This window comes from Planctomycetota bacterium, from assembly GCA_018242585.1.
Taxonomy (GTDB): Bacteria; Planctomycetota; Planctomycetia; order Pirellulales; family PNKZ01; genus JAFEBQ01.
The window spans coordinates 82,060-94,759 of the sequence record JAFEBQ010000026.1 but is presented as its reverse complement, the minus strand read 5'-3'; the positions used below and the strand labels follow the sequence as shown (position 1 = coordinate 94,759).

General features: G+C 62.6%; 8 protein-coding genes. 5 read left to right on the top strand and 3 right to left on the bottom strand.

Going from position 1 to position 12,700, the window contains the following annotated elements; all coding sequences use genetic code 11:
• Nucleotides 1-4 precede the first annotated feature (4 nt).
• The 3 genes from JSS27_13170 (at nucleotide 5) to JSS27_13160 (ending at nucleotide 3,666) form a co-directional block, all read left to right on the top strand.
• Entirely contained in the window at nucleotides 5-544 is a 540-nt protein-coding gene (locus tag JSS27_13170) for a DUF2617 family protein (GenBank protein ID MBS0209893.1), read from the top strand.
• A gap of 114 nt (nucleotides 545-658) precedes the next feature.
• A complete protein-coding gene (locus JSS27_13165) occupies nucleotides 659-1,414 on the top strand; it encodes a sugar phosphate isomerase/epimerase (protein ID MBS0209892.1) in 756 nt (251 codons plus the stop codon).
• A 251-nt stretch (nucleotides 1,415-1,665) separates the two neighbouring features.
• On the top strand, nucleotides 1,666-3,666 hold the full coding sequence (locus JSS27_13160) for a PQQ-dependent sugar dehydrogenase (protein ID MBS0209891.1): 2,001 nt from the start codon (nucleotides 1,666-1,668) through the stop codon (nucleotides 3,664-3,666).
• A gap of 197 nt (nucleotides 3,667-3,863) precedes the next feature.
• Here JSS27_13160 and JSS27_13155 read toward each other — a convergent pair whose 3' ends face one another.
• Both JSS27_13155 and JSS27_13150 read right to left on the bottom strand, forming a co-directional pair.
• Entirely contained in the window at nucleotides 3,864-4,403 is a 540-nt protein-coding gene (locus JSS27_13155) for a cyclic nucleotide-binding domain-containing protein (GenBank protein MBS0209890.1), read from the bottom strand.
• Complete coding sequence (locus JSS27_13150) at nucleotides 4,400-5,635, bottom strand: glutamate dehydrogenase (GenBank protein MBS0209889.1); 1,236 nt, start codon at nucleotides 5,633-5,635, stop codon at nucleotides 4,400-4,402. Before JSS27_13150 ends, JSS27_13155 begins: the two co-directional genes overlap by 4 nt.
• A gap of 516 nt (nucleotides 5,636-6,151) precedes the next feature.
• Here JSS27_13150 and JSS27_13145 point away from each other — a divergent pair.
• Both JSS27_13145 and JSS27_13140 read left to right on the top strand, forming a co-directional pair.
• Nucleotides 6,152-9,619, top strand: coding sequence for a serine/threonine protein kinase (locus JSS27_13145; protein ID MBS0209888.1), 3,468 nt, complete (start codon nucleotides 6,152-6,154; stop codon nucleotides 9,617-9,619).
• Between the two features lie 135 nt (nucleotides 9,620-9,754).
• Nucleotides 9,755-11,773, top strand: coding sequence for a hypothetical protein (locus JSS27_13140; GenBank protein MBS0209887.1), 2,019 nt, complete (start codon nucleotides 9,755-9,757; stop codon nucleotides 11,771-11,773).
• A 144-nt stretch (nucleotides 11,774-11,917) separates the two neighbouring features.
• Here JSS27_13140 and JSS27_13135 read toward each other — a convergent pair whose 3' ends face one another.
• Nucleotides 11,918-12,484 (bottom strand): DUF3365 domain-containing protein, encoded by a 567-nt coding sequence (locus tag JSS27_13135; GenBank protein ID MBS0209886.1) that lies wholly within the window; start codon nucleotides 12,482-12,484, stop codon nucleotides 11,918-11,920.
• Nucleotides 12,485-12,700: the final 216 nt, after the last annotated feature.

Sequence of the window (12,700 nt, the reverse complement as noted above, 5' to 3'; positions counted from 1 at the left end):
TGCCGTGCTGTACGTCCGACCGAAAGTTGCCGAGCTGTCGTTTCAACTGTTTGGTCGTTCGCTGCATCCGGAGTTGTTCGAGATCAAAAGCAGCCGCTCGTTGGAACGGGGTGATTATCGGGCGCGAATCGACATCACCAGCGCCGGCCACGTGGTGACCTGGAATTACCAGGGGGTCACGCTGACCGAAGTCTGTGCCGACGTCCATCAGCCCCTGCCGCGCAAGCGTCGGCTGCTGTCCCATCGCCTGAAAGGGGAGCGAAACGACCGCTTTGAGACCCGCGGCGGCATTCGCTACGAGACCAGCTTGCAGCTCGAAACGGTCCCCCCCGAGGTGTTCTGGAACCTGCAACAGGAGCTTTCCCAGGACGGTCAGTTGCGGGGGATGCTCCACCGGTTCTCGTCGAGTGGCCGGTTGGCCCTGGGGGCGTTGAGCTACATTTCGCTCGAAACGCGGAACCGCAGCCTGCTGATCCAGGCGTTTCACACGTTTCCCGACGACTGTGCCCTGGTCAAAAGCCAGTCGCTCTTTGAATTGCCGTAGCAATTGCGGTACAACATTCGCAATTGTCAGCGCGGCGCCAAGTATCGGCCCAACGCTTGTGCATCGCCAGGGGCCAGCCGCACTGTGATTGTTTAGTAAAAAGGGATGGCCAGCGTGTTTGTCGCAGGATCAACGGAGTGTTTCCCCAAGCTGCCGCTCGACCAGGCGCTGCAACGGCTGGTCGATCTGGAATACTCGCACGTCGAACTCGATGTGTTCGAGTCGGGCAATCATCTCAAGCCATCTGAAGTGCATAACCGGCTGGAAGAAGTTGTCCACCTGTGTCGCGACGAGCATCGGCTGACGCCGGTTGCGCTGTACGTCGACATCGAGCCCGAGATTCCAGCCTACTACGATCAATGGAAGAGTTGCTGCCGGCTGGCCAAGGCGTTGAAGATCGCCACCATTGCCGTTCGCAGCGGCGAGTTGGGCACGCCCTTCAATGCCGAGGTCGAGCGGCTGCGCGAGATGGTGCGGATTGCCTCGCTCGAAGGAGTGGTCGTCGGGCTGAAGACCGAAGTCGGCCACATGACCCAGGATCCGGCCACGGCCGGCGTGCTGTGTGACAACGTGCGCGGCTTGGGCATCACGCTCGACCCCAGTCACTATGTCTATGGCCCCTACGGCGGCGCCGATTATGACCGGCTGTTCAAGCATGTCTGCCACGTCCAATTGCGCGACACGTCCAAGAGCAAGCTGCAAACGCGCGTCGGCCAAGGTGAGATCGAATATGGCCGGCTGGTTACCCAGTTGGGCAAGCTCGGCTACAACCGGGTCTTCTCGGTGAACATCATCGATCTGGAAGATCCCGAAGTCGACCACTACGGCGAAATGCGCAAGCTTCGGTTGCTGTTGGAAAGCTTGCTGTAGTTGACTCATCAGGTCCGCACTCGCAGTAATCGCGGCAGCGGAAGACGCGGCAGCGCTTATTGGATGCCGTCACGAGCCTTTTCTCGTGCTGGTGGCGTCGCACCGGGCCGCCAAGTACACTGTCCGGGGTCCATCAGCCGGCGGGTGTGATTACGCTCGTCGCCTGGCCTGCCTGGAAACCCTCGATCGGCGCGTGCCGTGGCGCGGCTGATCTTCTTTCGGATTCTTCACGCCGAGGTTGGAACATGAAATTGCGCTTTGCGCTCGCCGTCGTCTTGTCATCGCTGGTCTTGTCGAGCGCCCCGCAAGCCGCCGAACCGGCGCCGCCGATCAAGATTGCCGACGGCCTGGTCAATCCCGAATCGGTCTGCGTTGGCGTTGACGGGCGGATGTACGTGACCACCATCGGCGAGTTCGACAAGCCGGGCGATGGCGGCATCGTGGCGATGGTGCCGGGCAAGACACAGACATTTGTCACCGGCTTGGACGACCCCAAGGGGATCGACTACTTCAACCGCGCTTTCTATGTCGCCGACCAGAAGCGCGTGCTGCGCGTCGACATGGCCGGCAAGGTTGAAGTCTTTGCCGCGGCCGAGGCATTTCCGCGTTCGCCGTTGTTCTTGAACGACGTCGAAGTCGATGCCAAGGGGAACGTCTACGTCACCGACACGGGCGACCTGCAGGGGGCTGGTGGTGGCGTGTTCCGCATCGACCCCAAAGGGAAGGTCACCACGATCATCGACGCCAAGACCACGCCCGAGTTGAAAGGGCCGAACGGGTTGTTGGTTGACGGCGCCGGGCATTTGCTGTTATTCGATTTCATCGCTGGCAAGTTGCACCGCGTCGATTTGGAAGACAACTCGCTGGCCACCTTGGCCGAAAATCTGCCTGGCGGCGACGGCATTGCCCGGGATTATGATGGCAATATTTACCTCAGCCAGTGGAAGACCGGTGAAGTGACGGTCTTGCGTCGTGGCAGCAAGCAGGTGGAACTGCTGAGCACAAAGTTCCAGCAGGCCGCCGACATTTGCATCAACTACAAGACCGGTCACGTGATTGTGCCGGACATGAAGGCTGGCACGGTTTCGACCTTGCCATTGGTCTCGCCCCGTCCGACCGACGTGGATGAAACACCGTTGCCAGTCGAGATCGCTCAAGTTTGGCCCAACGTGGAAATCGCGCGGCCGATCGTGCTGACTCACGCCAACGACGGCAGCGGCCGTCGGTTCTGCGCGTCGCAACTGGGCCAGGTCTACATCCTGCCCAAGAACGACGATGACAGCCAGGCGACGCTGTTCTTCGATCTGCACGAAAGCGTGAGCTACAAAAACAGCGAAAACGAAGAGGGGTTCTTGGGCATGGCCTTCCATCCCAAGTTCAAGGAGAACGGCCAATTCTTCGTCTATTACACGTCGACCGAGTCGCCGCACCTGTCGAAGATTTCGCGGTTCCGCGTCGATGCCGACAATCCGAACCATGCCAGCGTGAAGAGCGAAGAAGTGCTGATGCGAATTCCGCAGCCCTATTGGAACCACAACGGCGGCACGCTGGCCTTTGGTCCCGATGGCTTCTTGTACATCGCGCTCGGTGACGGCGGTTCGGCGAACGATCCACAGAACAACGCCCAGAACCTGAGCACTTGGCTTGGCTCGATCCTGCGAATCGATGTCGACCGCAAGGAAGGGAAGCTAGCCTACGGCATTCCCCAGGACAATCCGTTCCTGCCTGGTGGGAGCCAGGCTGGCCGCGCCGACGGCGCCAAGCCCGAGACCTATGCCTATGGCGTGCGCAACATCTGGCGGATGTCATTCGACCGGCAGACCGGCGAAGGCTGGTTTGCTGACGTCGGACAGGACATTTGGGAAGAGATCAACTTGCTGAAGCCTGGGGCGAATTACGGCTGGGCGCTGCGCGAGTCGATGCACCGCTTCCGCGAAACTGGTTCGGGCCCGCGCCGCGATCTGACCGAGCCGATCTGGGAGTACCATCACGACGTGGGCAAGTCGGTCACCGGCGGGCACGTCTATCGTGGACCGATCCAGGCGTTGCAGGGACACTACATTTACGCCGACTACGTGACCGGCAGAGTGTGGGGGCTGAAGTATGACAAGCAGGCCAAGCGCGTCGTTGCCAATCGACCGATTGCCGGCAACACGGCGCCGGTGATGTCATTCGGCGAAGATCAGGACGGGGAGGTCTACTTCATGACGCCCGAAGGCCGCCTTTACCGGTTCCGCGCGCCGCGCGGCTAAGCGCGCTTGCGCTGCAGATAAATGCCAACCACGACGGCACGACGGAAGAGGGATCACCGCGGAGGCGCAGAGAAGGCCGCAGTAGGAGTAGAGGGACGAAGAGGCTCGCCACTTGCCTCGCTATCGCGGCATTTCATTCGTCATTCGGGCTTCGTCATTGGCAACTGGACAAAGCCATCACAAAGGCGGCGATCTACTTAGAGCTTCCAACTGTCAAACAGTTGCACGCGCAGTTGATCCAGGTCGGGTACTTTCTGGCCGTTCGTCTTGCGCACCAGTTCCGCCACCCAGTTGTCCATCCGTCGCATCCGCTCGGCCAGATTGGCCACCGTGTTCATCGCCAGTCGGGTGCAAATCGCCGGCTGCGTCGTGCCTAGCTTGTCGAACGCTTCGCGATCCAGACGCAGCAACTGCACCGGCCCCTTCGCACGCACGCATGCCGAATGGGGCGCGGCATGAAAGAAGGACATCTCGCCAAAGTTGCTGTAAGGCTCCAACGTGGCTAGGACGATCGGCTGCTTGGCCTCGTTGGGCTTGCCGACGAGGGCGACCTCGCAGCGTCCTTCGAGCAACACCCACAGATACTGGCTCATGCCGTCTTGTTCGACAATGGTCTGACCTGCCGGGGCGGCGACCAACTCGGCCACGCCACTCAACTGCTTCAATTGATCGACCGTCAGACCGGCAAAGATCGGAATCTGTTCGAGTTGCGCCGCGGTCAAAGTTTTATCGCTCATGTCACTCCTCCCAAGACGGTAGCACGGCCCACGCGACCGATGCCCAGGACGTAGGCCGCGGTGCGCAGGCTGACCTTGCGTTGTTGTGCCGTTTCCCAAACCCGCTCAAAGGCCTCGCTCATCACCTGGTCCAGTTCCTGACGCACGCGATTCATGCCCCACTGGTAATGCTGCCGATTCTGGACCCACTCGAAATAACTGGCCGTCACGCCCCCCGCATTGGCCAGAATGTCCGGCAACACCGTCAGCCCGCGACGATCGAAGACGTCGTCGGCTTCCAGATTGGTCGGCGAGTTGGCCGCTTCGACGATCAGCGGGGCCTTGATCTTCTCGGCGTTCTGCTTGGTCAGCACACCGCCAAGCGCCGCCGGAATCAACAGATCGACATCCAACTCAAGTAGCTCCGCGTTGCTCAACTGATCGGCTTCCTTGTAACCGGCCAGGCCGCCGCGATTGGATAGAGCGTAGCGCATCAGGCCCTTCATATCGAGCCCATCGGCCCGATAGAACCCACCGCTCACGTCGCTGACCGCCACGATACGACACTCGGCGTCGCTGAGGAACTTGGCCGTGTGGAAGCCGACGTTGCCGAAACCTTGGATGGCGACACGCAGCTTGGTCGCGTCGCGCCCCAGCCGGCTGCAGAGCTTCATGGTCACAATGCCCACACCGCGCCCGGTCGCTTCCTCGCGTCCCGGCAGGCCGTGCATTTCGACCGGCTTACCGGTGACGACCGCGGGGCTGAAGCCGTGGTACTTGCCGTATTGATTCATGAACCAGGCCATCACCCGGTCGTTGGTCCCCATGTCGGGTGCGGGAATATCGACGTCCGGACCGATCACGTCGTGAATGCCGTCAACGAAGGCGCGCGTGATCCGCTCCAACTCGCGCGGGCTGACCTGGCGCGGGTCGATGGCGATGCCCCCTTTGGCGCCGCCATAGGGGATGTTCACGACCGCCGTCTTCCAGGTCATCAGCGCGGCCAGTGAGCGGACTTCGTCCAGGCTGACGTCTGGATGGTAGCGCAAGCCGCCTTTCATCGGGCCGCGCGAGTCGTCGTGCTGGACGCGATAGCCGACATAAGTGGCGATTTCGCCGTCGTCGCGCTCGATGGCCACTTGGACCTGGACCTCGCGCTTGGGCATCAACAGCAGCCGTCGAATATTATCGTTCAGTTCGATCTGATCGGCGGCTTTATGGAAGTAGTGCTGAGTGGAGTCCAGTTCGCTCATGGATGTTTCGTCTCGCAAGGTCAGGCAGTCGTTCGATGCCAACCGCTATGAAAAGTCTACGCTTCGGCCTGGGGACGGGGCGCGGGAATCTTATCGGTGTGCCCTCATCGACTCAATGCGACGCGCGGGGTATGGACGCCAGCAGTCCTATCGGTTTGCATCGGCCAAAAGCGCAACCTCTGGCCGATTCACTTGTTGGCGATGGGGTTAGGAGGGTGAAACGGCCATTAAAAACCCGTTATTCATGCCACGCTGAGTATTGTCCTAAACCTTTGTGTAATCGATCCGCTCGGGCTAAACTGAATAGGCCGTGTATGTTGGGTCAACACGGCACGCCCGCCATCCATGACCCGTGGGGCAATTCGCTGAAAAAGCGCGAAGCGCGTTCCCCTTTTTTGTTGAACTGAAGCTGTAGGCGTCGCGTCTAACAAGGCGCACGCCCCGGGCTGTCATTACAGACCCATTGGCCGCGCGGTGGCCAGGACGGCGGCGCTCGAGCGATTGAATCTGGTTCCCATGGCGACAACCTCAAACCTTCAAACATTTTGGAAGCACCTGTCCGAGAGCAGGCTCCTCAAGAATGAGGAGCTGGCCAAGCTCTTCGAAGCGTCGCAAAAGATGGAAGCCGCCGGGAAGCTGTCCCCCGACAAGGTGGCTCAATGGCTGGTCAGCAATCAAAAGATCAGTCCCTATCAGGCCAAGATCCTGTTGGCCGGTCGTGCGGGGCCGTTTCGCTACGGCGATTACCTGATCTATGACCGGATCGAAAGCGGACGCCTGGCGGGCATCTTTCGCGCGTTCCACACCCCGACCAGTCATCGCGTTTGTCTGTTTTTCCTATCCGGGGCGACGGTCCAAGACTCGCAAGTCTTGGCCAGCTTGGCGCAGCAGGCTGGCATGGCCAATCGCGCCAGCTTGGGACACCCGAACCTGTTTCGCACGTACTATCTGGCCGACGAGGGGCGCTTCAAGTTCATCGTCCTCGACGACTTGCAGGGAAAGCGCGTCGAACGTCTGCTCGCCACGCAAGGGGCGCTCGATCCGCGCGAGGCCTGCCGGATTGCTCGCCAGGCGGCGCTGGGCTTGGGCCGCTTGCACGCCATGGGGCAGGTTCACGAGGAAATCCGTCCCGCCAACCTGTGGGTCGACCGCAACGGACACGTCCGCATCTTGTTGTTCCCGTTGTCGCGCGATCCGCTTGCGCCGCCGCGGGCCTGGTTGGCTGATGTGCTGTCGGGCAATCGTCAGGAAGGCAAATTGCCGGTCGAGGCCGACTATACCGCACCTGAATTACTCGACGGCTCGCGCGCCCCCGACGCGCGCAGCGACCTGTACAGCCTCGGGTGTACTCTGTACCAGATGTTGTCGAACCAGGTGCCATTCCCCGGCGGCACGCTGCAGCAAAAACTGCAACGCCACGCCGCCGCCGAGCCGACGCCGCTCGAAAAACTGAATCCCGCCGTCACGCCCGAACTGTCGCGCTTGGTCGGCTATATGATCGCCAAAGACCCGGATATGCGCTACCAGCGCGCCGACAGCATCGTCGAGGCGTTGCTTGAGCACTTGCCCCCCGGGGCTGCTCAGTCGGAACAACTCAGCACCACGGCCGCCGGCAAAGCGTACGAGGTCTGGCTGAAAAAGAACGTCGCGCCGCCTCCGGCTCCGCCGGCCAATGCGACCCCGGCAGCCCCCAGCGCCACCCCCGCGCCTAGCGCGACGCCGGCGCCCATGGCCGCCGCGGTGATGGCTGACCCGATTCCGCCGGTGCAAGCGCCGATGGTCGCCATGCCGGTCAACCCGAACATAGCGCCGATGATGGCGACGCCAGTCATGGCGATGCCCACGGCCGATCCTTACGGTGCCATGAGCGCAGGGGGCGCAGTGCCCATGGCCATGCCGGCCGGATCGATGATGGGAGCACCGATGACCGCCATGCCTGTCGGCGGATCGCCCATGATGGCTGCGCCAGTGATGGCCATGCCCGCGGCTGATCCTTACGGCGCGATGGGCGCGCCGATGATGGCCGCGCCGATGATGGCCGCGCCCGTGATGGGCGCACCGAGCGGCGCGCCGATGGGGATGGGCTTCGACTCGGCCCCTAGCGACGGTGGCATTCTGGCAGAGCGCGCCCTGCGGCGCAAGAAGAGTTCGAGCCTGCCTTTGATTGCCGTCGTGCTGCTGTTGGCCCTGGTCGGAACCGCCGTGGGCTTGCACTTTAGCGGCTTTGACCTGATGGCGCTCGTCGGCGGCGGTGGGGACAAGACCGAGGCCAATGTTCAAGCCAATGCCAATCCACAGGCCAGCACTGGCACCAAGCCGTCGGTCCCCGCGACCGGCGTTCCGTCAACCGGCACGCCTGGTACTCAACCGGCAACTGATGGCTCGGCCACCAATGCACCGGGCGCAATGACGGAGCAGCCCGGCGAAGCGAAGCCAGCAGTCGAGAAGGCCAAGGGCGAAGCGATTGCCGGCGCGAACGAGCCGATCTGGGCGTCGCCGACGTCGGGCAAGCCGCTGACGCCGACCGAAATCAGGTACATGGCCCAGTTTATGCAGTCGATCCTGATCGTGCGCCCGGCCGATTTGCTGAAACAGCCCGAGGCCAAACTTCTGCTCGCTCCGGAGATGTCGCCGCAGATCGAAAAGCTGGCCGGGCAGAATCCGTTGGGCGTGCCGGGACGCTGGCTGGCCACGTCGTTGCCGGCGCTGGTCGGTGTGCCGCTGGATAACATCGAGCAAGCGATCATCTGCTGGCCGCAAAGCCACGACGCGCATGGCGTGTTGGCCGTTGTCGCCCGACTGGTCGAGCCGGTCGAAGAGGCGACGCTGTTGACGGCCTGGGGCAACCCGCAACCGCAACCCGTCGGTGACAAGAAGTACTACATACGCGACGGCCGCGGCTATTACATCCCTGCCGATGGCGGCGGCAAGTTCGTGGCGATCGCGCCGCCCGAGGAAATCAAAGGGATGATCGACGGCGACGCGGTGATCTTCTCGCCCGAGGTCGAGAAGATGATGCAGTCGACCGACGCCGAGCGGCAATTCACTTGGATCTTCCCGCACAAGTTCCTGGAAGGGGCGGGCGGGGCGATCTTCGAAGGGCTGGGCGCCAAGCTCAAGGAGCCGGTCGAATGGCTCCTGACCGGCGCTGGCGATGCGGAAGGAACGACCGAAGCGCCGAAGGTGATCTTGCTGAGCGCTCACTTCAGCGACGGCGCGTTCTTTGCCGAGGCGCGACTGTCGAACCCCGACGCCACGGTCAAGGAAGCGACCGCTGCGGCGGCGTACCTGGAACGCGCCAAACAATTGCCGCGCCGCGTGAAGCTCTACAACGCTTCGCTGGCCAAGACGCCGTTCAGCTTGCCGATCCTGGCCGACTTCGACGACCGTGTGAAGCTGGCCGATCACGCGCTCAGATTTGGCGTACTCGACAAGCAGGTGATCGCCCGGTGCTACTTGCCGGCCGGGGCGGCCTTGCACCTGGCCTTGGGGACGCATCTGGCCATGCTCGAGAACCCAATTGGCGTCGCGCCGGTCGCGGTCGTCGCGGCTGCGCCTGCGGGCGGAGCGCCGGCGGCGCCGGGCATGACCGCCGCGCCGGCAGGGGCTGGGCCGCAGACCACGGCCGACAAGTTGAACAAGGTCACGTCACTCTCGTTCCCAAAGAATACGCTGGAAGTCTCGATGCAATTGCTGGCCGACGAACTGGGATCTCCGATTGTGATCATGGGGGGCGACTTGCAGCTCGACGGCATCACCAAGAACCAGTCCTTTACCCTGGACGAGAAGAACAAGAGCATCCGGGAAATTTTGATGACGATCTTCATGCGGGCTAGCCCAGAGGGCAAGCTGGTCTATTTCATCAAACCCGACATCGACGGGTCGGAAACGTTGTTCGTCAGCACGCGGGCCCAGACCGCCAAGCGTGGGGACACGCTGCCCCCCGAGTTCGCTGGCGCGCCGGACCCGAAAAAGAAGAAATAACCGGCGTAATGCGCATCAGCCGAGGTGATTGGCGACGTACGATTGAGAGCATCGACGCACGAGGATTGACGCCGGCGCAAAGTTGCTGGCCCGGTTGATAAGGCGAGTCGCGTGGAACTGTTTTCAGTACGCTGTTTGACCTGCAAGTCCAAGCTGAAGGTCGTCAACAGCGACATCATCGGCCAGATCGTCGGCTGTCCCAAGTGCGGCGGCATGGTGCAGATTGCGCCCCCCGCAGGTTGGCAGCCCGGATCGTCGGCCGCAGCGTCCGACTCGCAATCACAACTGGCCTCGGCCTCGTCGTCGGGCATCATCACTGGCGCGGCTGCCGCCGGCGCCGTGACGACACCGTTCGATGATTTGGCCTGGAGCGATTCGCCGGCCGCCAATGCCGCGCGCAATGCGGCGGCACCGAAGCAGCCCGCGCGCCCAGCGCCGGAAAAAACTTCGTCCAAGCCGCCAGCGTCCGCGCCCACGAGCGTCGCGGCGGCGAAAATCGCGCCGGCGGCATCGAACGCGCCGCCCTTGCCCGATTTGCTGCAGGCCGCGCCGTCACGATCGTCCCTGGCTTGGCTCCCCTGGGTGTTGATCCCGGTGGCTGGTATCTTGTCAGCTGCCGTGGCCGCCTGGGTGACCAGTGGTAACGCCGCCAACACGGAAGTGGCCGTGGCCGTCACACCAGCGTCGGTCGTCCCCGCGGTCGTGACCACAACGACAACTCCGACTGTGCTAGTGCCGCAGCCCGCGGCGATCACCGCTCCGGCGCCCACAGCGCCCGTGGTTCCCAATAACGTATTCTCCGCGCCTGCGGCCCAACAAAAAGACGGAGGTGGACAGCGAGCGGACTCGGCGCCTGCGGTGCCCGCTATGCCGCCTGTTCCGGTCGCTCCAAAGCCGGCTGCTGAACCTGTTCAAGTGGCTGCGGTGACGAATCCTGCTCCGGCTGCGATGCCCGCCGTTCCCGCGGCGGCGCCCGTGGCCGAGCCTGAAAAGCCGGTCCTGCCCAAGATCGATCCACCGTCCGCCCTCGACACGTTGCAGCCTCGTTCGGCGGTACACGTTCGCCCGGCCGACACGATTCCCCCGGTCAACATTCAAGAAAGTTTGCTGCACAAGGTGCCGGGCATCAAGTTCAACAAATCACTGGCCCGCTTCGCGAACATGATCGGCCTGACCAACGCGGTGCCGGTGACGTTCGATCTCGACGCGCTGGCCGAAGCCGGCGTCACCTTGCGCGACCCGGTCACCATCGACGCCAAGAATGTCACGCTGACGGAAGTGCTGGCTTGCGCACTTGGCCCGCGCGGGTTGATCGCCGTCGAACATGGCGGCCAACTGCTGGTCACGACCGACGTGCGGCACAAGAACCTGGCAACTGCGCGCGACTACGACATTTCCGATTTGGCCGGCAGTGATCCCGCCACGGTGGTCAAGTTGGTCACCACGCTCGTCGAGCCGACCTCGTGGGCCGCGCAAGGAGGCGAGGGAGTCGCGAACGTGACCGGTGGTAAGCTGAACATCCGGCACACGGCCGAGATGCAAGCCGCCGTGACCGGTTTCCTCGATCGCTTGCGCGTGGCTCGCCACCTGTCCATCAAGAATACCGTGGCCAAGCCGCCGCGCAACGTCAGTCGTTCGACGGCGGCCCGGCAAAAGCTCGACGGCGCGGTGACGATTAACTTCAGCAACTCGGCCCCGCTGGGGCAAGTGCTGTCTAAACTTGAGGAGGTGGCCGAGGTTCAGTTGCCCGCCGACGGCGTGGCCTTGGCCGCGGCTGGACGATTCGCCGGCAGCCAGGCGACGGTTGCCGTCAGCGACCGGCCGCTGCGCGACGCGCTGGATCAGGCGCTCAACCCGTTGGGGCTGGCCTGGCGGGCTTTTGACGAGACGACCGTGCAGATCACGTCACAACAAGTCGTCGACCAGCATGGCGAGTTGGAAGTCTATTCGGCCGCGCCCTACATCAAGGCCGGCGTGCAGCCCGCGGCCTTGATCGAACGGCTGCGCAACGAGGTGTCGCCGACGCGCTGGCAATCGGCCGGCGGGGCGGGCGCCCTGGTCTATGACGAGCCTTCGCAAAGCCTGTTCGTTTGGCAATCGCAACCGGTCCAGCGCCAGGTGGAAGCCTGGCTAGTGAATCCGGCCACGAAGTAATCGCCGCTGGACAGTTTTATTCTCAACCGTCATGCGGCATGCACCAGTGCTTCTCCCCTTGTGGGAGGAGATGCCCGGTGGGCGGGAGAAGGGTACAAAGCTCCCGCCATTCGGGGCTTATCCTCTTCTTACCCTCCGCCTTCGTCATTCCGGCTTTGCTTTGACCGGAATACTGATAATCAGCCCCGCGGTTCGTTCTTCCAAATTGGTTCGATTGGGGACGTGGCATTTCAGACAAGGGTTGAGGAGCGCGATCGCGCCGGCGCGGCGATAGTGGCCCTGCTCTTCCCATTCAAATTCGCGCTGGCCAGCCTTCAGGGCTTCGACGGCGTCGCGCTCGAACTGATTCTTGGCCTTGTGATCGGAATTCATTGCCGTGCCGTCGACCACCAGCCAGCGCAGCTTGACGCGCTGCTCTTGCTCAAGTTCGTCGAAAATGTCCTTCATCATGGCCGCCGGCAGAACCAGATTTTCGTCTTCGTGAAAGTACTGATGATGGACCGCCTGCAACGTGTTGTGCATGGCTTGATGCAACAGCCGTGCTTGCCGGCGCGCTTCGTCGCGCGAAACCGGCACGGCTGGCGCGCCGGCTTCACCAGGCCTCTTAGCGTCATCCTGCTCCGCCGCGCCAGCCACGATCGAGCAGAAGACGAGCGCGACCAACACCAGACAGCCGGCCATTGTGGCCGCGTCTCCCACCGATCGGTTCATGGCACCGCTCCTTAGTTCACATCAACCACTTCGCCCCGCCGCTTGTCGAGCGGTCTCTCCACGATACCAAAAGCGGATATATATGTCCACATTTGTTGGAGCGGGCCCCAAATACCAGCCAGCAAGAGAACGAGGAAAGAGAAAATCGTGCAACTTGGTTCCCGTAGTACCTTGCCGCACGAACTTGGATTGCCCCTCACCCGATCCGCGACGCAA

What these genes read in the sequence shown, in the direction of transcription:
- JSS27_13155 (MBS0209890.1), bottom strand. Translation starts at nt 4,403, where the DNA reads ATGAGCGATAAAACTTTGACCGCGGCGCAACTCGAACAGATTCCGATC.
- JSS27_13150 (MBS0209889.1), bottom strand. Translation starts at nt 5,635, where the DNA reads ATGAGCGAACTGGACTCCACTCAGCACTACTTCCATAAAGCCGCCGAT.
- JSS27_13145 (MBS0209888.1), top strand. Translation starts at nt 6,152, where the DNA reads ATGGCGACAACCTCAAACCTTCAAACATTTTGGAAGCACCTGTCCGAG.
- JSS27_13135 (MBS0209886.1), bottom strand. Translation starts at nt 12,484, where the DNA reads ATGAACCGATCGGTGGGAGACGCGGCCACAATGGCCGGCTGTCTGGTG.